Annotated in this window: 21 protein-coding genes and 1 pseudogene; 9 read left to right on the forward strand and 13 right to left on the reverse strand. The window is 69.8% G+C overall.

Annotated features, from left to right (window positions below):
- Positions 1–178 precede the first annotated feature (178 nt).
- From ACKTSN_RS10085 to ACKTSN_RS10105, 5 genes are all read left to right on the forward strand, one after another.
- On the forward strand, positions 179–1,162 hold the full coding sequence (locus tag ACKTSN_RS10085) for a helix-turn-helix domain-containing protein (RefSeq protein WP_409468779.1): 984 nt from the start codon (positions 179–181) through the stop codon (positions 1,160–1,162).
- 52 nt (positions 1,163–1,214) lie between these two features.
- Positions 1,215–1,697, forward strand: a complete 483-nt coding sequence (locus ACKTSN_RS10090; RefSeq protein ID WP_409468780.1) for a DUF456 domain-containing protein — start codon at positions 1,215–1,217, stop codon at positions 1,695–1,697.
- A gap of 248 nt (positions 1,698–1,945) precedes the next feature.
- Positions 1,946–3,037 carry a ribosome small subunit-dependent GTPase A gene (gene rsgA, locus ACKTSN_RS10095; protein WP_409468781.1) on the forward strand — a complete coding sequence of 364 codons (1,092 nt, stop codon included), beginning with the start codon at positions 1,946–1,948 and terminating at the stop codon, positions 3,035–3,037.
- A gap of 63 nt (positions 3,038–3,100) precedes the next feature.
- Complete coding sequence (locus ACKTSN_RS10100) at positions 3,101–4,492, forward strand: DNA-3-methyladenine glycosylase 2 family protein (RefSeq protein WP_409474791.1); 1,392 nt, start codon at positions 3,101–3,103, stop codon at positions 4,490–4,492.
- Positions 4,489–4,992 carry a methylated-DNA--[protein]-cysteine S-methyltransferase gene (locus tag ACKTSN_RS10105; protein WP_409468782.1) on the forward strand — a complete coding sequence of 168 codons (504 nt, stop codon included), beginning with the start codon at positions 4,489–4,491 and terminating at the stop codon, positions 4,990–4,992. Before ACKTSN_RS10100 ends, ACKTSN_RS10105 begins: the two co-directional genes overlap by 4 nt.
- Here ACKTSN_RS10105 and ACKTSN_RS10110 read toward each other — a convergent pair.
- The gene (locus ACKTSN_RS10110; protein WP_409468783.1) at positions 4,955–6,067 is read right to left on the reverse strand and encodes an RNA-guided endonuclease InsQ/TnpB family protein; all 1,113 of its coding nucleotides are present in this window, start codon (positions 6,065–6,067) and stop codon (positions 4,955–4,957) included. The genes ACKTSN_RS10105 and ACKTSN_RS10110 overlap by 38 nt on opposite strands.
- Before the next feature lie 414 nt (positions 6,068–6,481).
- Entirely contained in the window at positions 6,482–8,122 is a 1,641-nt protein-coding gene (locus tag ACKTSN_RS10115; protein ID WP_409468784.1) for an MFS transporter, read from the reverse strand.
- A 295-nt stretch (positions 8,123–8,417) separates the two neighbouring features.
- Between ACKTSN_RS10115 and ACKTSN_RS10120 the strand changes: the two genes are divergently transcribed.
- Positions 8,418–9,656 carry an MFS transporter gene (locus ACKTSN_RS10120; RefSeq protein ID WP_409474792.1) on the forward strand — a complete coding sequence of 413 codons (1,239 nt, stop codon included), beginning with the start codon at positions 8,418–8,420 and terminating at the stop codon, positions 9,654–9,656.
- 150 nt (positions 9,657–9,806) lie between these two features.
- On the opposite strand, the gene ACKTSN_RS10125 is transcribed toward ACKTSN_RS10120, so the two are convergent.
- The 4 genes from ACKTSN_RS10125 to ACKTSN_RS10140 all read right to left on the reverse strand — a co-directional run bounded on the left by ACKTSN_RS10125 (position 9,807) and on the right by ACKTSN_RS10140 (position 14,229).
- Positions 9,807–11,687 carry a TniQ family protein gene (locus ACKTSN_RS10125; protein ID WP_409468785.1) on the reverse strand — a complete coding sequence of 627 codons (1,881 nt, stop codon included), beginning with the start codon at positions 11,685–11,687 and terminating at the stop codon, positions 9,807–9,809.
- A gap of 3 nt (positions 11,688–11,690) precedes the next feature.
- The gene (locus tag ACKTSN_RS10130) at positions 11,691–12,332 is read right to left on the reverse strand and encodes a hypothetical protein (RefSeq protein ID WP_409468786.1); all 642 of its coding nucleotides are present in this window, start codon (positions 12,330–12,332) and stop codon (positions 11,691–11,693) included.
- A 199-nt stretch (positions 12,333–12,531) separates the two neighbouring features.
- Positions 12,532–13,176, reverse strand: a complete 645-nt coding sequence (locus tag ACKTSN_RS10135) for a dihydrofolate reductase family protein (RefSeq protein ID WP_409468787.1) — start codon at positions 13,174–13,176, stop codon at positions 12,532–12,534.
- A 168-nt stretch (positions 13,177–13,344) separates the two neighbouring features.
- A complete protein-coding gene (locus ACKTSN_RS10140) occupies positions 13,345–14,229 on the reverse strand; it encodes a fructosamine kinase family protein (protein ID WP_409468788.1) in 885 nt (294 codons plus the stop codon).
- Positions 14,230–14,233: 4 nt separating this feature from the next.
- On the opposite strand from ACKTSN_RS10140, the gene ACKTSN_RS10145 reads away from it, so the two are divergent.
- Positions 14,234–14,479 (forward strand): hypothetical protein, encoded by a 246-nt coding sequence (locus ACKTSN_RS10145; RefSeq protein WP_409468419.1) that lies wholly within the window; start codon positions 14,234–14,236, stop codon positions 14,477–14,479.
- On the opposite strand, the gene ACKTSN_RS10150 is transcribed toward ACKTSN_RS10145, so the two are convergent.
- The gene (locus ACKTSN_RS10150) at positions 14,460–14,627 is read right to left on the reverse strand and encodes a hypothetical protein (protein WP_409468789.1); all 168 of its coding nucleotides are present in this window, start codon (positions 14,625–14,627) and stop codon (positions 14,460–14,462) included. The two genes, ACKTSN_RS10145 and ACKTSN_RS10150, sit on opposite strands and share 20 nt — an antisense overlap.
- 240 nt (positions 14,628–14,867) lie before the next feature.
- On the opposite strand from ACKTSN_RS10150, the gene ACKTSN_RS10155 reads away from it, so the two are divergent.
- Entirely contained in the window at positions 14,868–16,034 is a 1,167-nt protein-coding gene (locus tag ACKTSN_RS10155) for an IS630 family transposase (protein WP_409468790.1), read from the forward strand.
- Here ACKTSN_RS10155 and ACKTSN_RS10160 read toward each other — a convergent pair.
- The 4 genes from ACKTSN_RS10160 to ACKTSN_RS10175 all read right to left on the reverse strand — a co-directional run bounded on the left by ACKTSN_RS10160 (position 16,018) and on the right by ACKTSN_RS10175 (position 20,808).
- Positions 16,018–16,650: a hypothetical protein gene (locus tag ACKTSN_RS10160; protein WP_409468791.1), complete on the reverse strand. Its 633-nt coding sequence runs from the start codon at positions 16,648–16,650 to the stop codon at positions 16,018–16,020. The two genes, ACKTSN_RS10155 and ACKTSN_RS10160, sit on opposite strands and share 17 nt — an antisense overlap.
- Entirely contained in the window at positions 16,647–19,124 is a 2,478-nt protein-coding gene (locus ACKTSN_RS10165; RefSeq protein WP_409468792.1) for a tyrosine-type recombinase/integrase, read from the reverse strand. Before ACKTSN_RS10165 ends, ACKTSN_RS10160 begins: the two co-directional genes overlap by 4 nt.
- Positions 19,125–19,217: 93 nt before the next feature.
- Positions 19,218–20,024, reverse strand: coding sequence for a hypothetical protein (locus ACKTSN_RS10170; protein WP_409468793.1), 807 nt, complete (start codon positions 20,022–20,024; stop codon positions 19,218–19,220).
- A 166-nt stretch (positions 20,025–20,190) separates the two neighbouring features.
- Complete coding sequence (locus ACKTSN_RS10175) at positions 20,191–20,808, reverse strand: TnsA-like heteromeric transposase endonuclease subunit (protein WP_409474793.1); 618 nt, start codon at positions 20,806–20,808, stop codon at positions 20,191–20,193.
- 588 nt (positions 20,809–21,396) lie between these two features.
- On the opposite strand from ACKTSN_RS10175, the pseudogene ACKTSN_RS10180 reads away from it, so the two are divergent.
- Positions 21,397–21,543 (forward strand): annotated as a pseudogene (locus ACKTSN_RS10180) (IS110 family transposase); the annotation flags it as partial.
- A gap of 159 nt (positions 21,544–21,702) precedes the next feature.
- On the opposite strand, the gene ACKTSN_RS10185 reads toward ACKTSN_RS10180, so the two are convergent.
- On the reverse strand, positions 21,703–22,275 hold the full coding sequence (locus tag ACKTSN_RS10185) for a dihydrofolate reductase family protein (protein ID WP_409468794.1): 573 nt from the start codon (positions 22,273–22,275) through the stop codon (positions 21,703–21,705).
- A 265-nt stretch (positions 22,276–22,540) separates the two neighbouring features.
- A complete protein-coding gene (locus tag ACKTSN_RS10190) occupies positions 22,541–24,031 on the reverse strand; it encodes a cellulose binding domain-containing protein (RefSeq protein ID WP_409468795.1) in 1,491 nt (496 codons plus the stop codon).
- Positions 24,032–24,226 lie beyond the last annotated feature (195 nt).

The raw sequence follows: 24,226 nt of genomic DNA on the forward strand, positions 1-24,226 counted from the left end.
CCACAGGAGAGCCGCCCGGCGACGTCGGGAGACCCGGCCCCCCGTCTGCGCCGGTGGCCCCACCTTGGCAGAGTTGCGGGAGGTGCGGCGATGATGTGCCCAGGCGGTTTTGCGCCGTGGCCGGTTTCCGCCACGGACCGCACCGCGGGGTCTGGTTTCCGGGGAGGGACGACGGCTGATGCTGGCGGCGATAGGGCTGGACGAGACGCACGAGGGGGCATATCGGGCACTGGTGGCCGTGGGCGCCGCTGACGTACCCGATCTCGCCCGGCGGCTGACGCTCGGCGAGTACGACACCGAGCGGGCGCTGCGCCGGCTGGAGCGGCACGGGCTGGCGGCCCAGTCCTCCGGGCGGCCCGGACGCTGGGTGGCGGCCCCGCCGGGGGTGGCGCTCGGGGCGCTGCTCGCCCAGCAGCGGCACGAACTGGAGAAGGCGGAACTGGCCGCAGCCCTGCTCGCCGAGGAGTACCGGGCGGCGGCGGCCGAGCCGGCCGTGCACGACCTGGTCGAGGTGGTGATCGGCGCGGCGGCGGTCACCCAGCGGTTCCTGCAGTTGCAGCTGGGCGCGAGTGACGAGGTGTGCGCGCTGGTCACCGGCAACCCGGTGGCCGTGACCGGGATGGAGAACCACGCCGAGGAGCAGGCGGCCGGCCGGGGTGTGCGCTACCGGGTCGTGGTCGAGCGGTCGGTACTCGACCAGCCGCACGGACTCACCGAGTTGGGCGCGGCGCTCGGCCGGGACGAGCAGGTGCGGGTGGTGGACCAGGTGCCGACGAAGCTGGTGGTCGCCGACCGGGCGCTCGCGCTGGTGCCACTCACCTCGCCGGTCGCGGAACCGGCCGCGCTGGTGGTGCACGCCAGCGGGCTGCTGGAGCTGCTGTCCGGGCTGTTCGAGTCGGTGTGGCGGGACGCGCTGCCGCTGCGGATGGGCGAGTCCGGCGTCACCGTGCAGGACCCGGACGGTCCCGACGGCACCGATCTGGAGATCCTGTCGCTGCTGCTCGCCGGGCTGACCGACGCGAGCGTCGCGAAGCAGCTCGACCTGGGCCTGCGGACCGTGCAACGCCGGGTGAAGCGGCTGATGGAGCTGACCGGGGTGACGACCCGGCTGCAGCTGGGCTGGCATGCGTACGAGCGGGGCTGGGTGGCGCGGGACCGATAAAGGTCCTGTCCGGGGACCTGCGAGTTCGGGCGGGCTCCGGCACGCTGGGCAGATGGGAGTGTGGGAGCTCCTGCTGGCCGGAGTGGTCATGCTGCTCGGCCTGTGCGGAGTGCTGGTGCCCGGCGTGCCCGGGTCGTGGCTGGTGTGGGCCGCCGTCATGTGGTGGGCGTTGCTGGATCCGCGGCCGGCCGCCTGGTTCATGCTCGTCGGCGCCACCGTCGCGCTGCTCGTGTCGCAGGTGGTGCGCTGGGCGCTGCCGCCCCGTCAGCTGCGGACGAGCGGCGCCACACCACGGATGGCGGTGTACGCCGGAGTCGGCGCGTTCCTCGGTTTCTTCCTCGTCCCCGTGGTCGGCGCGATCCCCGGCTTCATGGCCGGCATCTACGTCTGCGAACGGCTCCGCCTGGGCCGGCACGGCGAGGCGCGCGCGGCTCTGCGCACGGCGATGCGCTCGGGCGGCTCCAGTGTGCTGGCGGAGCTGTTCACCTGCCTGCTGATCATGGGCGCGTGGCTGGGTGTGGTGATCTGGGGCTGAAAAACACTTTGACGGGCCGCCCCCGCGCCCGGTTAGGGTTACGGCGTATCAGGCGATGGCCCACGGCCACCGCCGTACCGTCGAGTGTGCGTTGAGGAGGTGTCGACCGATGGCTGTCACTGCGATGGGCGCTGCCCGCATCCAGAAGTTCATCAAGTCCACCTCCGTGGCCACCGGCTGACACCCGACACCTTTCGCGCGCCGCACATCCGCGCGCCCGCCGGGGCCACCCTTGTGAAGGGTCACCCTTGACTTCCACTTCTGCTTCCGCCGTGCTCGCTCCCTACGGCTGGGACGAGGCATGGGCGGAGATGTTCGCCCCGTACGACTCCGAAGGGCTGCTGCCCGGACGTGTGCTCCGGGTGGACCGCGGTCAGTGCGACGTGGTCACCGCCGTCGGCGTTCTGCGGGCCGACACCGCTTTCGTCACCCCGCACGACCCCCTGCGCGTCGTGTGCACCGGCGACTGGGTCGCCGTCGAACCCGCGGGCAACCCGCGCTACGTACGGACGTATCTGCCACGCCGTACCGCCTTCGTGCGCTCCACCTCCTCCAAGCGGTCCGAGGGGCAGATCCTCGCGGCCAACGTCGACCACGCGATCGTCGCCGTGTCGCTCGCCGTCGACCTCGACCTCGGCCGTATCGAACGCTTTCTTGCGCTCGCCTGGGAATCCGGGGCGCAGCCGGTCGTCGTCCTGACCAAGTCCGACCTGGTGCCGGACGCGGTGACGCTCGCGCATCTCGTCCAGGACGTGGAGACGACGGCGCCGGGCGTGCCGGTGCTCGCGGTCAGCGCGGTCGACGGGGACGGGCTCGAGGTCCTCGCGGCGGTCGTCTCCGGTGGTACGTCCGTACTGCTCGGGCAGTCCGGCGCGGGCAAGTCGACGCTCGCGAACGCGCTGCTCGGCGAGGACGTGATGGACGTGCAGGCCACGCGGGACGTGGACGGCAAGGGCCGGCACACCACCACCACACGCAACCTGCTCCTGCTGCCGACCGGCGGTGTGCTGATCGACACACCGGGGCTCAGGGGTGTGGGCCTCTGGGACGCCGAGACCGGGGTCGGGCAGGTGTTCTCCGAGATCGAGGAGCTCGCCGAACGCTGCCGCTTCCACGACTGCGCCCACGAGTCCGAGCCCGGGTGCGCGGTGCTGGGCGCCATCGACTCCGGGGAACTGCCCGTGCGACGGCTGGAGAGCTACCGCAAGCTCCTGCGGGAGAACCAGCGGATCGTGGCCAAGACCGACGCGCGGCTGCGTGCGGAGATCCGCAAGGACTGGAAGCGGAAGGGCGCGGAGGGCCGCGCGGCGATGGAGGCGAAGCGGGGGCGCTGGATGTAGACCAACGTCACGTCCGATTTCCGCCAGCAGCTCCGCTCCCCACGGCGGAGACTGGACAGCGTGATGGACGAAGACAGCAGGTACGAGGCCGTGCGCAGCAGGGACGGGCGATTCGACGGGGCGTTCTTCTTCGCCGTCGAGACGACCGGCATCTACTGCCGGCCGAGCTGTCCCGCAGTGACGCCCAAACGGCACAACGTGCGGTTCTTCGCGACGGCCGCCGCCGCGCAGGGCTCGGGGTTCCGGGCCTGCCGGCGGTGCCGGCCGGACGCGGTGCCGGGCTCGGCCGACTGGAATGCGCGGGCCGACGTCGTGGGGCGGGCCATGCGGCTGATCGGCGACGGCGTCGTCGACCGGGAAGGCGTCGCCGGCCTCGCCGCGCGGCTCGGCTACAGCGCCCGGCAGGTGCAGCGCCAGCTCACCGCCGAGCTCGGCGCCGGCCCCGTCGCGCTGGCCCGGGCCCAGCGGGCGCACACCGCGCGGGTGCTGCTCCAGACCACCGATCTGCCCGTCACCCAGATCGTGTTCGCGTCCGGGTTCGCCAGTGTGCGCCAGTTCAACGACACGATCCGCGCCGTGTACGCGTCGACACCGAGCGAACTGCGCGCCGCCGCGCCCCAGCGCCGCCCGGCCCGGCGGGCGGACACCCCGAGCGCCGGGATTCCGCTGCGGCTCGCCCACCGGGGTCCGTACCACGCCGGTGCCGTCTTCGACCTGCTGGCCCGCGAGGCGGTGCCCGGCATCGAGGAGGTGAGCGGGGTGCCCGGCGGCCGCACCTACCGCCGTACGCTCCACCTGCCCTACGGCACGGGAATCGTCGCGGTCGACGAGCGGCCGGGGAGCTCCGGGTCGGCCCGCCACCGGGGCGGCTGGCTCGACGCGCGGCTGCATCTCACCGACCTGCGCGACCTCACCACGGCCGTGCAGCGGCTGCGGCGGCTGTTCGACCTCGACGCCGATCCGTACGCCGTCGACGAGCGGCTCGGCGCCGACCCGCGGCTCGCCCCGCTGGTCGCCGCGCGGCCCGGACTGCGTTCGCCGGGCGCCGCCGACCCGGAGGAGCTGGCGATCCGCGCGCTGGTGGGACCGGCGGCGGAGCAGCTCGTACAGCGGTACGGCAAGGCCCTCGACGTCCCGTGCGGCACCCTCACCCACGTCTTCCCCGAACCGGCCGTCCTCGCGGAGGCCGAGCCCGGCGGCACCCTGGGCGCGCTCACCGCGGCCCTCGCCGACGGCGCCGTACGGCTCGACCCGGGCGCCGACCGGGACGACGCACAGGCGGCACTGCTCGCCCTGCCCGGCCTGGACGACGCCACCGTCGCCGCCATCCGCACCCGCGCCCTGGGCGACCCCGACGTGGCGCCGCCCGACACGGACGTTCCCGACAGCTGCCGCCCCTGGCGCTCATATGCCGTACAACACCTGTGCACAGCAGGGGAGTTGGAGTACCGATGACCACCCCGACCCACTGGACCACCGTCGACAGCCCGCTCGGCGAGCTGCTCCTCACCGCCGACCCGAGCGGCACACTGACGTCCCTGTCCGTGCCCGGCCAGAAGGGCGGCCGCACCGTCCGGGACGGCTGGCGGCACGACCCCGGGCTGTTTCGCGAGGCCGAGGAGCAGCTCGCCGCGTACTTCGCCGGCGAGCTCAAGGAGTTCCGGCTGCCGGCGCACACCGACGGCACCACGTTCCGGCAGCGGGTGTGGGCCGCCCTGGACTCACTGCCGTACGGCGCCACCACCACGTACGGCGAGATCGCGGCCCGGATCGGCGCCCCCAGGGCCGCCGTACGGGCCGTCGGCGGCGCGATCGGCGCCAACCCGCTGCTGGTCCTCCGCCCCTGCCACCGCGTGATCGGCGCCGACGGTGCACTGACCGGCTACGCGGGCGGTCTCGACCGAAAGGTGCAGCTGCTCACGCTGGAGGGCGTGCTCTCAACTGCCCGTCGCTAAAGAGACGGGCTTGCACAACGGGCATCACCGGGTGTGATGCTGCGTTTGCGTCCAGCCCGCCCCGCGCGTGCGCTCCGGAGGTGGGGCAGGGGCCGTTGACTGGGCCCCGCGTCGCCACAACTCCCACGCGCGAGCGCGGATGTTGCGGGAGCCTCCCCCACTCTCGGCTTCGCTCGAGCGGGAGGTGCCCCCATCGGTCTGCATGATCAACGAATCCGCAGTTCCGGCACGCGAACCAGGCCTGCGAGACCCGGTTCGCCCTGTCCACGTGCCCGCACTCGGCGCAGGTGCGCGAGGTGTACGCCGGATCGACGTACACCACCGGCACCCCCACGCGGCGGGCCTTGTACGCGATGAACGCCCCCAGCTGGGCAAACGACCAGCTGTGGAGGGTGGCCCGTTGGGGCTTTGCAAGCCGTACCCGTTCGCGGATGCGGTTGAGCTCGCGCCCGGCCAGGATCTCGCCGTCGGACGTGGTGGCGATGTTCACGATGCCCAGGTCGATGCCGAGGAAGTCCACCGGTTCGGTGTTCGGCGGTGCTTCGGGGACCTCGCAGGTGGCGTTCAGGAACCACATGCCGTCCCGGCAGACCAGGTCGGACTCGCCCTTGCGGTACAGGGCCAGGGTGGCCAGCTGCTCGGGGGCGGCGGTGAACGCCACGTCCTTCACCCGCCCCGAAACCGTCCAGATCGACACCCGGCGGTCGGGGATCTGCCAGGACAGCATCCGGTCGTCGCAGGGCTGCGCGCTCTGCGGCCGGAAGGCGACCGGCTTTCCGGCGGCCTTCCGGTACCGCTGGGAGCCGGGCTTGCCCAGGTTCCCGGCCTTCCGGTTGACCTTCAGCGTGGCGTACGCGTCGCACGTCTTCTTGATCACGTGCTGGGCGGCCTGCGCGCCCAGCCGCCACCGGGCCTTGACCTCGCCGTAGGTGTGCTCGCGCAGCGCGAAGTTCCGCTTCACATCCTTGTCGAACGCGACCTCGCTGGCCCAGGTGGCCGCCTCGTTGCAGGCGCGCAGGGTCGCCTCAAGTGCCGCCGCCTGCACGGGCGTCGGCGGGAGTCTGACCTGCACCACCAACTTCACGATCAACGACGCTGCACACCCGTGCGAAGCACCACCACGCGTTCGCAGCCGCTCACCCCATTGAGCGAATCAATCGATCACGCGTTCGCCATCCGTATCTCTCCCCCTTCCCCGGCCGCCGGGGAAGGCCATGTGACTGAGCGCCTCAGTTGGCCATTGAGTGCTTCAGTTGGCCACTTCGGCGCTCAGCGTTGACATGCTCGGCTGTTTCGTGACGACTCGTCACTACGACGAAGTGGAGGCGGCCTGGACAGTATCGACCCGGCGCAACGTCACCGAGGTTCTGGAACTACTTGGGGCCACGCGCGTACACGCGGACGCACTCCACGACGACGCAGCGCTTGCACATCACGACGACGCAGCGCTTGCACATCACGACGAACCCCCACGACCGTGGCGGCGGGCTCAGCCGATTTTGCGCCGGATCGCTGTGCCCCGGGCGGGGTTCGCCGCTGACTCCTCGGCCGACGACAACTCCCGGCGCCGGAAAGTACCCGCGGCCAGAGTCAGCGGGCCGATCAACAACACGAGCATCGCGACAGCGCCGAGCGCGACCGGCAGGCTGGTCAGCTCGGCGATGCCGCCCACCATCGGAGGGCCGAGCAAGAACCCGCTGTAGGCAATGGTTGTAGCGAACGCGACCTCGCGCTCACCACCGCCCCCATCGGCCCGTCGCCCGGCCGCGCCGCTCAACTCCATGACGACGGGGGACGCGTATGCCAGACCGACACCAGCGACAGCGAAGCCGGCGAAGGTGAGCGCCGGCGACGGCGCCATGACCGCGGTGACCAGCCCCAGCCCACCGATCGCCGCACCCCCGATGAGCATCCGTGGTGCGCCCCAATGACGCTGGATCGTCTCACCGCACAAGCGGGTGCACGCCATGGTGATCGAGAAGCACGAGTAGATCAGGGCGCCGGTGGCCTCGCTGAGACCGCGCTCCTGCACACCGAACAGCGCCGACCAGTCCGCGGTCGCTCCTTCGGCTATCGAGGCACACAGTGCCACGCCGCCGAGCAGCCACAGCGCCGGTCGCCTGAACGGTGCCCGCCCGGCGCGCCCGCTCTCTGCGGGCACCCTCAGTAGTTCCTCGACGGGAATCCAGCGGGCGATGCCGACGGTGACGCCGCCGCAGATCACCGCGACGATGACAAAATGACGGCTCGGTGCCAATCCTTGTCCGGCCGCGGCCGCAGCGCCGACCGAACCGGCCAGCGTGCCGAAACTGAAGGCAGCGTGGAACAGCGGCATGATCGCCCGGCCGGTCCGCCGGATCGCTGTCACGCCGGACACGTTCATCGCCACGTCCATCACGCCGACCATTGCGCCGAGTACGATCAGCAGCAGGCCGAGCGTCGCGGGCGACCTCGCCAGTCCCAGAGCCGGAAGCATTGCGGACCCGGCAACGCCGGACACCGTCATCACGATGCGAGCGCCGAACGCCGCGCAAAGCCGACCGGCGAGAAGCGAAGCGGCGATCATACCTACGCTGGCACCGAGCAGGGACAGCCCCAGCGCCCCCTCCTCCGCACCGATCTGCGCGGCCAGCGCCGGCACCCGAGGGGCCCACGAGCCAAGCAGCGCGCCGTTGAGTACGAACGCACCGAGTACCGCGATGATCCCCGGGTCCCGGCCGCCGGCTCGGTCCGGATGGGTACCGGTCATTGTCAGCTCCGTCCCGGCCCGGTCTTGTTCGAGCCACGATCGGCCCGGCGCCGTGGCACACCTGCGGAGATCTGCGTGGATCACGCCGATGGAACCGAGCTTAGGTGCGCCGGAACACCCGCCGGCCGCGATGGCAGGTTCGCGCCAAGAAGATGGCTGGTCGGCGACTAGGCCGAACTGGTTCGGCTCGCTGTGAGGGGACGGGGCGTCCAGGATGACGGACACCGTGCCAATCGCCTTGTCCGGCGGATTCGAGTCGCTCCAGGTCGGCGGCCGACACGAGGCGACGAGCGGCTTGCTGTGGCGGGTCAGGACGACGCGCTCCCCGCCGTAGAGGACGCGGTTGATCAGCTCCGCTAGCTCGGACCGGGCATGCGTCACTGAATCTCATGGGCCCTCTACGTATCGCAAATTCTGTACGTCCTGTACGTTTTGCTTGGGGCGCTTCCGTCGAGGTGATCACACGGCACCAGTCAGTCGGCTGTGCATGTAACCGACCGAAAGGGAGTTGCTTGAAGTGGGGGGAACCTGGTCCGTCTGAAGGAATCCAGTGGGCGGTACGCGCTGGTCTTCATCCACCCGCCGTCTGGGCGGGGTTGACGCCGCTCAGGCGTGGCCACGTCGGCTGCCGGGCCCGGGCCCGGGCCTCCATCCCGAAGGAACAGTCTTGTTCAGTGTGCTGCGGATCCGGGACTACCGGTTTCTCGCGTCCGGTCAACTGCTGTCCAGCCTTGGCGACTGGTTCCTGCTCCTCGCGGTCCCGTACTACGTCCTGGAGCTGACCGGCTCCGCCATGGCGTCGGGGTTCTCGCTGGCCGCGGGAACGGTCCCGGCGCTGGTCCTCGGCCCGCTGGCCGGGGCGCTCGTCGACCGCTGGAACCGGCTGCGCGTCATGATCGCCGCGGACCTGGTCCGGATGGTGGCGGTCTCGCTGATGCTGTGGGTGGACAGTCCGGACGAGGTGTGGCTGATCTACGTCGCGTTGGTCCTGGAGTCGTCCCTGAGCCAGCTGTTCAACCCGGCCTCCGCCGCCCTGCTCCCGCAACTGGTCGGCCGTGGGGGCGACCTCCACGCGGCGAACTCCCTGAGCGCCCTGATCGCCGGCTCCATCCGGCTCGTCGGCGGCCCGTTGGGCGGGGCCGTGTACGGCGTACTGGGTTTCACGGCAGTCGTCGCCATCGACACGATCAGCTACGCGTGTTCGGCACTGTACCTCTCGATGGTCCGCTACCGGCCGCGGACGACGGCGTGCCGAAGCACTGGGGCGGGGCGCGGGCAGGTACGCAGGCTGGTCGCCGAGATCCGCGACGGAGTCGCACAGATACGCCACAGCCCGTGGCTGGTGGCGCTGGCGGCAGCCGGTGCTCTCTTCGCGATCGCCACGTCCGCCGTGAACGTCGGCCTCATCCCGTACATGGACCGGGTCCTGCACGCCTCACCACAGATCCTCGGCCTGCTCTTCGGGGCTTTCGGTGCAGGGTTCCTGCTCGGGGTGCCGCTCAGCCGCGCACTCGCCCGGAGGTTCGCCGACCGGACAGTGCTGGTGGGCTCTCTCACAGCGCTCGCCGTGACCTTCGCGGCGACATTCAACACCCCTGTGATCGGGTGGAGCGCCGCACTGTTCCTCACAATCGGGGCGCCCATGGTCTGTTTCGCCATCACAAGCGGGACGTTCGTCGCCCGTCACACCCCTGACGCCATGCTGGGCAGGGTCAGCGCCACCAACGGATTTCTACAGGCGGCGGCCTCCTTGTCGGGCATGGTGGCCGGCTCACTGCTGAGCGAGGCGCTGGGTATCGTGACCATGATGAACCTGTGCTGCGTCACCGTCGCACTGGCCGCCGGAACGATACTGCTCATGCCGCGGCGTCAGCCCCCGATCCCCGAGGATGTGTCCCTCGGGAAAGCGGCGTGACCGACCGCGGAATCCTGGTCGAGACCGAGCAGGGCTTGTTCACCCAGCCGTGGCCGTAGCCTCCCGGCGACGTCGCGGCCAGCCCGCTTACCCTTGTCGAAAGGGCCGAACGGACATCAACTCACGTACCACCCTCTGACATCTGGTGGCTCAGCGCCGCTTCTCGCCGAGACGGTCTACCCGTCCAGCTAGCCTGCCCGCGTGCTCGTGGAGTGCGTCGTGCAGGAGGCGGGCGAGCAGGCCGGGTCCTCTGCTCGGGAAGACGGGCAGGGTGAGTTCGTAGGCGCTGAATCTGGTCCTCTTGATCTCGATGAGGCCGACGTCTGGTCGGCTCTGGAGCATGGGTGCCCATTGCCATTCGCCCTGCGTGACCTGTGCCCAGACGATCGCCGAGGCGGCCAGGTGTCGTGCCCGGTCCCATCGGATGCGGTGACGCTGGCCTGGCTCCAGTCGCCGGACGACCGCCTCGATGATCTTCTTCCAGTCGTCGGGCGGGAGGACCCAGTCCTGCAGACGGGCTCGGCGGTGCTGGTAGTTGACGAGGGAACCGTCCGCCACGAGTTCGTTGGCGAGACGGTCCAGGGTATCTGCGTACTTTCGTGCGTTGTCGTCGCTCGACTGCCATGAGCGGAGTTGAGCACTCGTGTTCGTGCCCACGGAGGCGGTGAACCCGAGGTAGAGAGTCGCTTGTCGGCGGGTGCCGCCATGTGCCATCTGCACCAGTCGGATGGCGGCGTCGCGGCGGAGAGGCCGGATGGGGGCGCCGAGTGCTCGCAGGGGTTCCATCCAGGCGTCGGGAAGTCGTTGAGGGATCGCTGCGGCGTCCAGTTTCCCTTGGTGGGTGGCGGGTTGAGGGAAGAAGGCCAGGTAGTCGGTGCTGACCGGACGGAGGCCATCGAGGCCGGGCTGGAACGTGGTGCGCAGGCCGGCCGAGCAGTGTGGTTCCAGCCGAAGGAGCTTGAGTCGTCCCGGCCACTGCCTGGTGCAGCGGGAGAGGAGGGCGCCGATGTGCTCGGCCCGGTCAGGGCCTGCGAGGACCTGCCGGGCCAGCAGCATCAGGGCAGCGCAGGCCACGGAGTCCGCGGGCGGCGTGTCGAGTGCGCGAGCGAGGTGGGTGACCTTCGTCTTTCGTGCGGCGAGACGTCGCAGCCGCTGGTCGACGTCGGTGTCGATGGCGTCCAGGTTTGCGGCCTGCGGAAAGAGTTCGGCGGTGGCGGGCCAGGTGCCGCAGATCAGCAGCATGGCTGCGCGGAGGTCGGTGAACTGCTCGGCGGCGCTCACGGCCCGGTGCGGGTCGGCCAGGGCCGTGGCGAGTTCCAGCAGCACCTGTTGCAGGTGCAGGGCGTCGGGGGAAGGGCGGATGGTGGGGCTGATGTGGCGGTCGAGTCGCTGGCCGCAAGCCGGTGGCGGCTGGTTGATGTGGTCATGGTCGTCGATGCGGCTGCGGCACTGGGCCGGGTGGAGGACCGTGGTGGGGTTGGGGATCAGCTGAGCGGGCCGCCAGCGGCCTGCGGCGGTGATGCCGGCCGAGAAGGCGGGATTGCCGCAGGCAGGGCAGCGCCAGTCGAGGTAGCGGTGGTGTCGTGGGCAGGCGAAGGCCATGGGGAGGTGCCAGATGCCCGGCCAGGAGCTGGTCATGCTGCCGTGTTCTGGGTCGCTCAGGCACTGTGGGCAGTACCGGCTGAAGCGGGTGAAAGACCAGCCTTCGGCCACCATGGTCTCGAACGTGCGCTTTCTGCCCAGGTAGTTGAGACGAAGAGGCGGGAACCCGGGAGCCTGCCGGTCCAGTGTCAGATCGTGTACTTCGGCGACGCTCAGGCGGCAGCTGCGTGCGAGGGCTTGGGCGGTTTCGGCGTCGAGCTGAACCAGGTGCCGGCTGGGGAACGTGACGCGGGAGGCTCCGAGCAGGCCGCAGTGTTCGGCCAGATCCAGCGGTTTGACGCTGAGCCGGTAGGACAGCCGCAGCAGGAAGCTGGGCAGGGCCTCGCCGGGCGTGGGGTTCAGGCTGCGGGGAAGGGGCCGGTGCCGCATGGTTCACCCACCGCTCTCGGCGGCGGGGCCGTGGTCGTCGAAGACCGTGGAGGGCCTGGGACGGCTGTTCTTCTTCGGCTGTCTTCTGCGGGCGACGGCGGTGGCGACCGGGGGGACTGCCGGGATCTCACCGGCGTCGGCGTCCCGTCCGGGAGCGTGGGACACGTTGATGTCGATGCCGTCGAGGAAGGCTTCGCTCAGGCACTCCTCTCCGGTGTCCAGGGCCTCCTGGCAGCCGTCCTCGATCAGCCGTTCCAACAGGCCGACCACGCCTTTGGTGCGGTCGAAGAGGTATTCGGGCATGTGTCCGTCGGTGAGCATGCCGGGCTTGGCCTTCAGCAGCCGGAGCTGGTCTTCGAGGCCAGCCAGGTGCTGGACCCAGGCGGCGATCTGGGGCGGGGAGTCGTAGCGGAAGCGGTCGAGTTCCACCAGGTCGAACCGGCGCTCGGTCTGTGTCGGCTCCAGACCGTGGGTCTTGGCCGTCTGGGAGGCAGGAAGACGCCACTGGCCGGTGCGCGGGTCGGGGCTTCCTTCCTGCAGGAGCCCCGAGGCGGGGATGTCGACTCCGATCAGGACGAGCGTGACGTGCATACTCATGAAGGCCCGGATGAGATCGAGGGTGTCCTGGTCGTCTGCTCGGTGCATGCGAAGCCTGGTGATGTCGTCCAGTTTACCGACCGCAGGAACTCGTGCACCGGCTCTGAACTGCGGCGATTCATAGACTACATGTTCGCGAAGACGGGGTGGGGTCGTGGCCGTAACTCGTTGCGGGGCTCGTGGGATGGCCCGTCCACCGGAACGGTGGACGGGCCATGTCCGAGGCATCCCCGAGTGGGCCCTGGTGTTACTTGCGCCAGAACAGGTGGTGCGTCACGCCGCTCGGGCTGGGCACGACCTCCAGGTGAAACCGGTCGAGCAGCTCATCGGGCGACTCCCAGAGCCGTAGCCCGGACCCGAGCTTCACCGGCGAGACCGCCACATGCATGGTGTCGACGAGGTCGGCGTCCAGGAACTCCCGGACGGTGGTAACCCCGCCGCCGAGCCGGACGTCCTTGCCCTGCGCCGCCTTCCGCGCCTGCTCGAGGACCGTGGCGGGGTCGCCGTCGACGAAGTGGAACGTGGTGTCGGAGAGCGTGAACGACGGACGCTTGTGGTGAGTCATGACGAACACCGGGGTGCGGAACGGGGGCTCGTCACCCCACCAGCCGCGCCACTCCTGGTTGTGCCAGGGCCCGCGCTGAGGGCCGAACTTGTTGCGGCCCATGATCTCGGCACCGATGTTGCGTGCGTAGTCCCGCGTGAAGTAGTCGTCGAGGCCCCGGCTCCCGCCGGGGTCGGTGCGCATGGGCCAGCTCGCCGTGGCGCCGGCCCAGGCGAACAGCCTCTCGGGATTGACATGGCCGAACGGACGCTCGAGGCTCTGGTCCTCACCGGCGCCGATGCCGTCACTCGAGACGTTGAAGTTCTGGACTCTCAGTAGCTGAGCCACGTGTTCCTCCTGTGTTGATCGATAACTGTGGTGAGACTCTCCGGGCCGGAAAAACTCATCGCTGTGTCCGTGACCGGTCAGAAACTGGCTACTTAGTGGTCGGCTCCGTAAGTCCTTCGGGGGTTGACTCCGGAGCCGGTGTTGTGTCTGGCTTCTACTCAGCTGAGCTCAGGGCCGCTGCCGGAACGGGGCGAGCGTGGCGCGCACGAGATCGGCGGCGCCCCAGTCGGGGTCGAACTGGGCGATCACGGCCAGGTGCTGGCGTAGCTGGAGAATCGGCATGCGTTCGCGCCAGTCGCGGTCGAGCCCGGTCAGCTCGGCGTACAGCTCGAAGAACACGTGCGCCTCGGGCGGCGGCGCCGTCGTCCACAGGTGGGCCAGGTCGACCTCGGCCCACGTGTACGACACGGCCGGGTCGATCAGCGCGGGCCGCCTGTCGGGGGTCGCCATGACGTTCAGCGCCCACAGGTCGCCATGCGTCAGGCACGCGGGCCTGACCGGCAGCAGCTCGGGCAGCCGGTCGCACAGCCGCTCCAGCGCCGCCCGGTCCGCGGCGTCGAGCGCCTCCTGGACGCGACGCTCGCCGAGCCAGCGCAGCAGACGGTGCTGGGCGAAGAACTCGAACCCGTCGTCATCCCAGGTGTTGACCTGGCGACGACGGCCCAGCCAGTTGTCCCGGTGCCACCCGAATCGGGGGTACCGCGTGGTGGTGTGCAGGTGGGCGAGCGCATGCGCGAGCTGCTCCCAGAAGGCCTCGGTGCCCGGCCGGGGCTGCAGCACGGACAGCACGAGCAAGTCGCGGTCCGCGAGGATGATCTCAGGCGTGGCGACGCCGCCCGCCTCGCGCAGCACGGTGAGCCCTTCGGCCTCCGCGGCGAAGGCGTCGTCCGACGGCGGCTCGCCGAACGCCTTGACGAACACCGACGTGCCGTCACCGCAGCGCGCGAGCCCGGCGGTCGCGGCGAGGCCTCCAGTGGCTGGCTCGGCCGCGACGACGTCGGTCAGGCCGGCCGCATGCAGGCGTTCGAGCAGGAAGGACATCGCGTCTGTCACGGGTGTGCTCCTCTTGTTGAGTGCCGGCGCTCTCGATGGCCGCCGCGACGGTGGCGAACTCCTCGAGTGCTGCTGTGAGGTCCTCGACGATCTCGCGGGCGATGACCTCGGGCGCGGGCAGGTTGTCGAGGTCCTCAAGGGACTCGGCGCGCAGCCACGTGATGTCGAGGTTGGCCTTATCGCGGGTGACAAGCTCGTCGTAGTCGAGATCAACGATGATGGATCCGGGCTCAGATGCCGGGGGCGGTGAGGTAGAGGCCGCAGGCGCAGTCCAGGGCTTCTTCGGGGGTGCCGGCGAAGCTGCCGGTGGGCAGGATGGTGTCTTCGTACTTGTCGGTGCTGGCGAGGTAGAGGGCGAAGCCCCAGGTGCTGGCGGAGCCGCCGTAGCGCAGACGCATGAGTTTGATGGACTCGCCGTCGGCGAGTTCGCCGTCGACGTAGGCGAACTGGCCGCGGTAGCGGACGTCCAGGCCGGCGAGCTTGGGCCAGGCGGTACGGGCTCGCGCGATCAGCTTCTGGGTGAGGGAGGTCTTGGTCGAGGCACGGTGGGCATGGGGTCATCCTGCCTGGTCGCCCGCGTCAGTGGTGCGGCAGGCTCCAGCCGGTAAGATCCACTTCTGCTGATCGGCCTGCCTGCCTTGCCCGTTGCTGCTGCCTGCCCGATATCGCTGACCGCCTCGCAGAGGCACCGGCTGAAGAAGATGGCCTACGGCCACAAGACTCCCCACCAGAGCCGGATGCGGGCGCACGTCGTGCTCCACGCGGCACGGGGCCGCTCCAACGCGCGCATCGCCCGCGAGACGGGTCTGCATGTGGACACCGTGCGGACCTGGCGGTGCCGGTTCGCCGAAGAGGGCATGTCCGGGCTGGCCGACCGCCCGCGCCCCGGTCGACCGCCCGCGTTCACCGCACTGCAGGCCGCCCAGGTCAAGGCGCTGGCCTGCCAACTGCCCGCCGAGACCGGCACCCCGCTGGCGCGCTGGTCGTACCCGGAGTTGGCCCGCGAGGCCATACAGCGGGGCATCGCCCCGGCCGTGTCGGCCTCCACCGTGCGCCGCTGGCTGGACCAGGACGCACTCAAGCCCTGGCAGTACCGCTCCTGGATCTTCATCACCGACCCCGACTTCCGCGCCAAGGCCGAGCGTGTGCTGGACCTGTACGCGCGCACCTGGCAGGGGCGGCCGCTCGACGCGGACGAGTACGTCATCAGCGCGGACGAGAAGACCTCCATCCAGGCCCGCTGTCGCTGCCACCCCACGCTCGCCCCCGGACAGGCCCGGGCGATGCGGGTCAACCACACCTACGGCCGCGGCGGCGCCCTGGCCTACCTCGCCGCCTACGACGTCCACCAAGCCCGGGTGTTCGGCCGCACCGAGCCGCGCACCGGCATCGAGCCGTTCATGAACCTGGTCGCCCAGGTCATGAGCCAGGAACCCTACGCGAGCGCCAAACGGGTGTTCTGGATCGTGGACAACGGCTCCTCCCACCGCGGGCAGAAGGCCGCCGACCGGCTGACCAGCACATTCCCGAACGCGGTCATGGTCCACACCCCAGTCCACGCTTCGTGGTTGAACCAGGTGGAGATCTACTTCTCCGTCGTCCAACGCAAGGTCGTCTCGCCCAACGACTTCACCGACCTCACCCATATCGGGGACCGGCTCCGAGCCTTCGAAGACCGCTACAACGCCACAGCACAGCCGTTCCAGTGGAAGTTCACCACCTCCGACCTGGACGATCTGCTGGCCAGGCTCGACCGGCACACCGCCGATCACCAGCAACAATCCTCGGTCACCCTCGCAGCTTGATCAACCCCCGAAGAACTTCCGGAGCAGACCACTTAGTGTCCTGATCTGTGAGGTCGGACAGGCGGGCTTCGAGGTCGGCGACGCGCCGGTCCTGGAAGCGGAGGTTGGATCGGGCGGCTTTGAGCCGCTCGTCGAGGGTGCGGTTGTCGGCGGTCAGCTGGCGGACTCTTTGCTTGAGGGTGGTGTTCTCGGTGGTGATCCGCTGGATGGCTTCCTCGGTCCACTCGGCTTGCAAGTCCCTGATCTGGCCGAGGAGTTCACCGATGCGGGTGCGCTGGGCGAGGATCTCGGCCTGGGCGGCCTTGAGCGCGTCCTCGGCGTTCAGCGCGCGCTCGCGCCAGGTTGCCTCGCGCTCGTCGTCCTGCTCGGCGAGCATCCGGGTCCGGCGGTCACCTGCCTCGGCTATCGCGGTGGCGATGGCGGCCCGGGCCTCGGGGTTGGCGTGGAGGAAGGTGCGTGAGACGTTCGCCCGCCGGGCGACAGCGGCGACGCTGACCTGGGCCTTCTCCCGTTGGAGCCGGGCGATGGACTCGCGGACTCGTAGGAGGGCCGTGTCGGTCTTGCTGCGGCGGGCGGCCAGGGCAGCGGCGGTGCGGGGTTCGGGGACGGTGTTCATGCGGCGTCCTGTTCGGGGTCGGTGTCCTCGGCTGTGCACGTATCGCTGTACTCGTCTGGCTCGTCGCCGCCCGCGTGTGCGAGGTCGGATGCGCGGAAGGCGGTGGACCACACGCGGTGGAAGTAGTCCTGGGGTTTGCGCAGGTCCAGGGCGAGGGCGTCGTCGAGGAGGCCGAGGCCGGCCAGGGCCTTCTCCAGGCCGTCGATGGCGCGGGCGGTGGGTTCGAAGTAGCGGTGGAGGTAGTCGGCGGTGGCGTCGTCGGGGGCGCCCTCGGCCAGCAGCCGCCACTGTTCGCGTTTGCGCCGCCAGTAGAGCAGGTCGGCGCCGGACAGGACGAACTTGTCGCAGTTGTGGCAGTCGAGGTTGAAGGGGCAGGCGCCGCCGTCGACGACGGGCTGGAAGGTGCAGAATCCGCCCTCGGCAGGGGTGCTGCGGCGGGACAGGTCGATCGCGAGGGTCTGGGCCTGCTCGCGGGTGAGCGGGGTCGTCGGCTCGGTGAGGAGTTCTCCGGGGTTGGCGGTGCCGGGGCCGGTGACCCAGACGTGCTGGAGGACGTCCTCCAGGTCGGACTGGGTCAGGTGGATGTAGTGCTCGGCCATCCGCTCGGAGACGTGGCCGAGGTAGCGGCGGACGTGGGTCAGGCTCGCCCCGGCCCGCAGCAGGCTGGTGGCCAGCGAGTGGCGGGCCTGGTGGGGGACCCAGCGGCCGATGTCGAGCTCGTCGATCCAGAGTTTGAAGCCCTTGTGGAACCACTTGTAGGACAGCGGCGTGTGTCCGTTGCGGTTGCGCTGGTTCGTCGGGAACAGCGCCATCTGGGCCCGTTCCCCGGCGGTGGGCGGCCGGTTGTTCCGGGTCTCGAACAAGGCGAGGGTCTTGCGTTGGCGGTCCTGCAGGAGCTGGTGGACCCGTTCAGGGATCCTCAGCGCCTGGTCGTAGTTGCCGACCTTGGTCTGGTCGTGCCAGAGCATGGGGAGTCCGCCGTAGCGGCCGAGGCAGTCCAGGCGGAGTTTGAGTACCTCGCTGCAGCGGCGGCCGGTGACGATGATGGTCTCCCAGGCGTCCCGCAGGCCGCGGTCGAAGGGGTCGTAGGTCTCCGCGAGCCTGCGCAGGTTGGTCTCGTCGGCGAGCGCGCGGGCGACGCCGTCGGCGAACGGCGGCCGAGCGCGGCTGACCATCCGCCCCGGGGCGGGCATGGCGGTGATGAAGGCCCGGTCCAGGCCGAGGCGTTCGGCCTCTCCCGATTCCAGGGCTCCGCGCAGGAGCCGCCGGGTGCGGTGGAAGACGCGCTGTCGGGTGTTGGCGGTAACGATCGACGGCTTGCCGTGGACGCCTCTGGCCGCGAGCGAGACGAGGCCGTCCCGTTCGCGTTGCCGCTGGTCGGCGACGAACTGGTGCATGTGCTCGGCCGTCAGCGCCCGTGGGTCGTGGCCGCCTGCGGGAGCGTGGAGTTCCAGGAAGGTGCTCAGCTCCAGACCGGCTCGGCGCATGTCGTCGAAGGTGCCTCCGCTGCGCGGACAGCTGGCAGAACGCCGGGCCCCCACCGGCGCCCACGGCTGTCCGGCGCGGGCGCCCTGCAGTTGGACCAGGAGCATGCCGTGCCCGGCGCCGCGCGGGTACTCGCTGGTGAGGTACTCGAAGTAGGTGTGCACCATCTCCGGGCTGACCCGCTTGATCAGCCCGCCGGTGACCGTGCCGTGCTCGACCTGCCAGGGGTGCTTGGTCTTGGCCTCGGCCCGGTTGGGGTTGCCAGGGCGGTGGCAGACGTGCAGGTGAGGGCTGCGGCACTCGTTGCAGGCCGCGTTCTCCCGCAGGTGCAGGTCGGCCAGGTGCAGTCCGCACAGCTCGCCGATCCGCAGCCCGCCGTCGGCCAGCCAGGTCACCACCATCCGGTCCCGGGCCGAGTGCACCGTCTCCAGCAGCTTCTCCCTCGCCCCGTCGGGCAGCATCTTCGGGTGCCTGCGGTACGGACCCTTCGGCGCGAGCGGGTTCGCCGGCATGGCCGACTTCACGTGTCCGAGGAACGAGCGGCGACGGTCCACCCTTGACGGCAGCCGCGTGCCGTCGAGCTTCTCACCGAGCTCGACGTTGACGCCGAGAGAGGCTTGGTGCAGGTAGAAGCCCTTCAGACAGGACGCCGCGATCGACAGCGCCGAGCGGCCGTAGGGGCGCTTGCCCACCCGCCACGGCTCACCCAGCGGCATGCGGACCTCGGCGCCGACGATACCCATGTACCGTTCCAGGTCACGCAGTTGGACCGTCGCGAAGGCCAGGCACTCGCGCTCAAGCCACCGCAGATGATCCACCAGGTAGTACGCGTAAGTCTTCTGCGTGCCCGAGCCGTCATGGACGCGCAGGAACCGGTCCGCCTCGGCGTGAAGCGTGCCCTCCGGCCAGACGATCGTCCACGACCTCCGTCCGCCCTTCCGCTCGATCCGCTGGACCCGCAAGTCCCCGACCACAAGCTGCCGTACCACTCGTCCTCCGTACCGACTCCAGAACATGACGAACGTCCTGAACCCGGTCGGTAAACAAGCCCATGACGTCCACGCCACAGACTCGAACGGACATCACGAACAGCACAAACCACAGTCGGTAAAGACCTTCACGATCCAGGTGGCGAGCAGGTGCTCCATTTCCTGGACCGTCCAGACCGCATCCCCCTCCGGGTCGACGCCCCGGTCCGCGACATCCACCCCCCGGTAGCCGAGCAGCAGCTCCAGCAGCAGCGACTGGATCCCGGCGAAGGCGCGCTCGCAGGCCGCCTTGTCACTCGGCCGCATCATTCGGGCCGGCAGCAGATCGATCCCTAACCTGCGGGCGACGCGCACCAGGTGATGGTTCTTGTAGACGCTCCCGTGATCACTGGTGACGGTCTCCGGCGCGAAGAACGGCCGCCCGGCCACCGGATGACCAGCAAACTCGGCCACCAAGGCAGCCGGGACACCCGGATAGGGCCACTCCATCTCCGGACCCCAGCCCGGCCGCATGGGCAACGGCAGCAGCACGTCCCGCAACAGCATGGCCACCTCCACCGACGAGTCCGACACGGGAGTCAGCCGGAAGGCGACCAGGGAATGCGTATGGGCGTCCAAGGCGAGCGTCAGATCAACCGAGATCGGAGCGGAGAACACGTCGTCGAGTACCTTCACCGGCAGCGGAGTGGTGTCCAGCACCACGACCTGCCCGGGACGAGTGATCGTCACCCTCGCCTTGCCGGTCTCCAGCGCCGCCGAGCGGACATACCGCTGCCGGGCTCCCTGCGGCCCGAACCACTCCTTCCAGACCCCGGCCAGCGTGCTGTAGTGCGGAACCGTCACCGCGGGCCCGAACTTCTCCCTCACGTACTGGTGGATCATCCGCTCCTTGGTCTTCATGCTGAGCCGTCATACTCAGGTCGAGGCTCCCCCGACAGCGGCCAAAACGGGCTCCCGCTGCGAAACCCGGTCTCCACCTCCAGCAGGTGGGCTAACCGGATCTCGGCCCGCTCCAGATCGTGACCATCAAGTTCCTCACGCCGGGGACGCTGCCGGGCCATGTCCATCACCCCCTCCCGCAGGAATAGATCCACGAGGCGTCTCCCAGCGGTGCAGCGAGATCCACCGCCAGCCTGCGATGCCAGAGCAGATACACCACGTGCACCCGGGCGACCGGCGGGACCGTGGTGGCCTCGACGAGTTCACCCAGGCGCCGGGGACGCTCAGCGACAAGATCCCGCAACCGGTCGCCCAGCCCCAGCGGGTCCGTCAACGGCCGCCGCCGGGCGGACAGCGTCTCCAGCCCCGTCATCACCTCACGGCGCCAGCCGGTCACCACCGAATACCGCCAGCCCGCAGCCTCCGCAGCCTGCCGGGCGGCGGCGAACCGGAGCACGTCCCGCTCCTTGACCAGATGGGCGGGGCGGACGTCCAGCAGCCAGCCACCCCCGCCACTGATCAGCAGGAAGTCCGGAGTGTGCTCCCCCTTGCCGTCCTTCGAGGAAAACCGCAGACGAAACGGCTGCGACAACACCTCGTCCGCAGCCACCGCAAAGTCGACGGCCAACAACAGCCGACGCTCAGCCAAGCTCTCGAAGCCATGCATCCGGCCCGTGGCCTGCATGTACTTCAGCCCAGGACGGTGACGCTGATCAGCCCGCCACGCGAATCGGCGTACCGGCACCGTGATGCTGGTCGGAACGGCAGCCAGCTCGCGTACCGCACAGACGACATCGGCATCCGACGATTTCCACACCGCACTCCACCGCCGAGACCAGCCCTCGCCGACCTCCAGCCGCCCAGCAACCTGCTCATCCAGCACGTACGGCGCAATCAGCTCATCCAGCCCGCACGTATGCGACCACACTGGCCCGCAGGGCCCCGATGAAACCTCCACGAGTCCAGCACAGCCGCTCAACCCGGCATCGCGGTCGACTTCGCCGAAACCGACATCAGCTACCTGAATCGATCGCTATCCTCCGGCCAACTGTGACGCTCAGACTGGCCAACTGAAGCACTCAGTCACAAGGCCACCACCCGGCCGCTCCGCGCCGCAGCCACGAGGATGCGATTCCTTAAGAATTGAGGCGGTCCGGGAGGACCGGGTATGGCTGATGCGATTCTGCTGTTGATGGCTCGGGAGGATTGGCCGCCCAGTCCTCCGGGACGCTCCGACTGCTGATTGAGAGCTGCGGCCATCGCCGGTTAAGGAACTGTCGGCGGAGTGTTCCTCGGGCCTGAAGAGGCTGGTCACGAGGAATGGAGCACATGGTTGAGCGCGCGTCAGGCACGCATATGGGTCGGCATCGATGCCAGCAAGGGCCACCACTGGGCGGTCGCCGTCGACACCAAAGGCCAGAGGGTGTTCTCCCGCAAGGTCGTCAACGACGAGACCGAGATCCTTCGGCTCATCTCGGAGGCGTGGGATACGAAAAGACCGCGACCATCTACCTGGCCGGGCTCCGCATCGCGGGCATCTTCCTGTGGTCTGCGCGGTGATTCCACACCCGCCGAGCAGGTCCTTCCGGCGAGTGCCACGTCCGGGGGACGCGACAGCAGGACGAGTGCGAGAGCACGGTCAGCGGACTATGTCGAAGACCTGCTTTTGCAGACCGTTGGCGTAGACCTCGTGCTCGACGAGCTTCAGCTTCTGGGCGTCCTTGTCCGCAGCGCTGAAGAACCGCTTGCCCGCACCGAGCAGCAGCGGGAAGACCAACAGGTGGTAGCGGTCGATCAGGCCGGCGTCCGAAAGGGCCTGGTTCAGGGAAGCGCTGCCGTGGAGGATGATCGGGCCACCCTCGGTCTCCTTCAGCGAAGCAACCTCGTCGAGCGAGCGCAGGATCGTCGTCTCGCCCCAGTCCGACACCAGGTCGTCCTCGGTGAGGGTGGTGGAGACAACGTACTTCGGCATCACCTTGTAGTCAGCGAAATCCGCCATGTCGGGCCAGACCGGGCTGAATGCCTCGTAGCTGGTCCGGCCCATCAGCATCGCGGTGGCTTCCTTCTGCTCCCTGCCCTTGATGTCGAACGCCTCGGGCAGGAACTCAACGTCCTTGAAGGTCCACCCGGCGTTCCGGTAGCCAGGCTCGCCGCCTGGGGCCTCAACGACGCCGTCGAGCGAGATGAAAGCGGTGCTGATCAGGGTACGCATTGAAGGGTTCCTCGGTGTCTCGTGTCTGGCTGGCAGCAGATTCGGTCGGTGCACACTTCGGCCGCACGCGCGGCTGCGGCGCGCCAACCGTGATCTATGACTGTGGATCATGGAGAAACTCATCGGCCGTCGCCAGTCCTTTGCGGAGACCTTGGCCATCCGGATCACCTCGGGGGGACGCACACGTTGATGACGTCAGGCTCAGTAATCCAGACGAAACGGCCTAGGCCTGGCCTAGGACGCTGGACCCGGTCGAGAGGCCGGATCAGGCCCTCGTGCAGTCCTGTCCGTTCAACGTGAACCCGTACGCCGGTGAGTTCTTGCCGCGCCAGGACGACAGGAAGCCGAAGGAGATGCTGCCGTCGGCGGGGACGGACCTGTTGTAGTCGGCGGCGTCGACGACGACGCGCGCGCCGTTCTGGGTGAAGCTCGCGTCCCACATCTGGCCGATCCGCTGGCCGTCCCGGAAGGACCAGGCGACCCGCCAGTCGTCGAGGGCGTGCTCGGTGGTGACGGTGACGGTGGCCTGGAAGCCGTCGGGCCACTGGCCGACGAGGTCGTACCGGACATGGCAGGCGGCCGGTTCGTCATCGGCCGGGCCGGTGTCCGCCGGAGTGGTGGAGGTGGAGGTGCCCTGAGGTTCCGGGTCGGGGTCCTCGTGCCGTGTCGGCGGGTCGGACCCCTTGCGGTCCGACGGCTCGGGCGATGCGGACGCCGGGTCGGAGGGGCGGGGGTCGGCGGACGGTATGGAGGGGCGCGGGTCGGCGACGGGCTGGCGGTCGGCGCCGTCGCCGGATGCCGCGGCATTGTCGCCGGTGCCGCCGCGGGGCATCAGGGTGACGGCGAGGGCGAGCAGGGAGACGAGGGCGGCGGCGACGAGGAGTCCGTTGCGCAGGACGCGTGCCTTGTCGGCACCGGCCCGCGCCGCCTCGTCGTCCGGGTCGCCCGCGTCGGGGCGGCCGGCGCCGAGGCGGACCTCGGCGGCCCGGCGGCGGCGTTCCAGGTAGGCGAGGCCGCCCCAGCCGATGACTCCGCCGGCCAGGGCGCCGGGCAGTGCGCCGCCGTGCAGCCGCAGGCAGGACGCGGCCTCCGCGCACTGCACACAGCGGGCGAGGTGCCGGGAGAGGTCGTCGGGGGTGTCGGCGATCGGCGAGCGGGTGATCGCGTCGAGCAGCCGGGCGTAGCTGCGGCACTGCGGGCTCAGCGGCGTGTCGAGGTGGTTGCTCAGGCAGCGGTCCCGGAACAGGCCGCGGACCTCGGTGAGTTCCTCGGCGACGCCGGACGGGTCGAGGCCGAGCCGGCGGGCCACCACCGGCAGCGGCAGCGCCTCCACCTCGGCCAGCCACAGCAGTTCCGCGTCGGGTCCCTGCATGTCGCGCAGGGCACGCAGGGCGAGCGGGCGGTGCAGCGGCGGTCCGGTGTAGCGGGCGGCCTGCTCGGAGTTGAGCCACAGGCGCAGTTCGGGGTCGAGGCGGTGGCCCTCGCCCTGGCTCTCCCAGTCGGCCGCCGTGGTGCGGACGGCGGTCAGCAGCAGGGCGATCCGCGGCAGTCGGGGGGCCCGCCGACCACCGTTCCGGTGCGTTCCGGAGTCGGCGGAGCGGGCCTCGCGTATACCGTGTGCGAACGCCTCCCGGGCGAGCTGTGTCGCCGCCGCGGAGCCGGACGTGCACAGGTCGGCGTACGAGAGCACCGTGTCCCAGCACTCGGAGAACAGCGCGGCCTCGGCGGCGTCCTGGGGGGTCGGCAGGTCGGGCATGAGTCTCCTGCATCCACATGCGAGGTCAACTCACCATGTTGGCAAGGGAGTTGGGGGGAACCTCGGGGCGGGTCAAGAGCTTTTCACGGTTCCGACACAACTGACAAGCCGCGTATTCAAATCCGCCCTGTGTTCCCCCGCCCACGCAACGGTGCTCTGTGACTCATACGGACAGGAACCCGGAACGTATCGATC

Source organism: Streptomyces flavusporus (genome assembly GCF_046267975.1).
GTDB classification, from domain to species: domain Bacteria; phylum Actinomycetota; class Actinomycetes; order Streptomycetales; family Streptomycetaceae; genus Streptomyces; species Streptomyces flavusporus.

Coding starts and splice junctions, on each gene's coding strand:
- ACKTSN_RS10085 (WP_409468779.1), top strand. CDS start 179: ATGCTGGCGGCGATAGGGCTGGACGAGACGCACGAGGGGGCATATCGG.
- ACKTSN_RS10090 (WP_409468780.1), top strand. CDS start 1,215: ATGGGAGTGTGGGAGCTCCTGCTGGCCGGAGTGGTCATGCTGCTCGGC.
- ACKTSN_RS10100 (WP_409474791.1), top strand. CDS start 3,101: ATGGACGAAGACAGCAGGTACGAGGCCGTGCGCAGCAGGGACGGGCGA.
- ACKTSN_RS10105 (WP_409468782.1), top strand. CDS start 4,489: ATGACCACCCCGACCCACTGGACCACCGTCGACAGCCCGCTCGGCGAG.
- ACKTSN_RS10125 (WP_409468785.1), bottom strand. CDS start 11,687: ATGCGGCACCGGCCCCTTCCCCGCAGCCTGAACCCCACGCCCGGCGAG.
- ACKTSN_RS10130 (WP_409468786.1), bottom strand. CDS start 12,332: ATGCACCGAGCAGACGACCAGGACACCCTCGATCTCATCCGGGCCTTC.
- ACKTSN_RS10150 (WP_409468789.1), bottom strand. CDS start 14,627: ATGCGTCTGCGCTACGGCGGCTCCGCCAGCACCTGGGGCTTCGCCCTC.
- ACKTSN_RS10160 (WP_409468791.1), bottom strand. CDS start 16,650: ATGAACACCGTCCCCGAACCCCGCACCGCCGCTGCCCTGGCCGCCCGC.
- ACKTSN_RS10170 (WP_409468793.1), bottom strand. CDS start 20,024: ATGAAGACCAAGGAGCGGATGATCCACCAGTACGTGAGGGAGAAGTTC.
- ACKTSN_RS10185 (WP_409468794.1), bottom strand. CDS start 22,275: ATGCGTACCCTGATCAGCACCGCTTTCATCTCGCTCGACGGCGTCGTT.
- ACKTSN_RS10190 (WP_409468795.1), bottom strand. CDS start 24,031: ATGCCCGACCTGCCGACCCCCCAGGACGCCGCCGAGGCCGCGCTGTTC.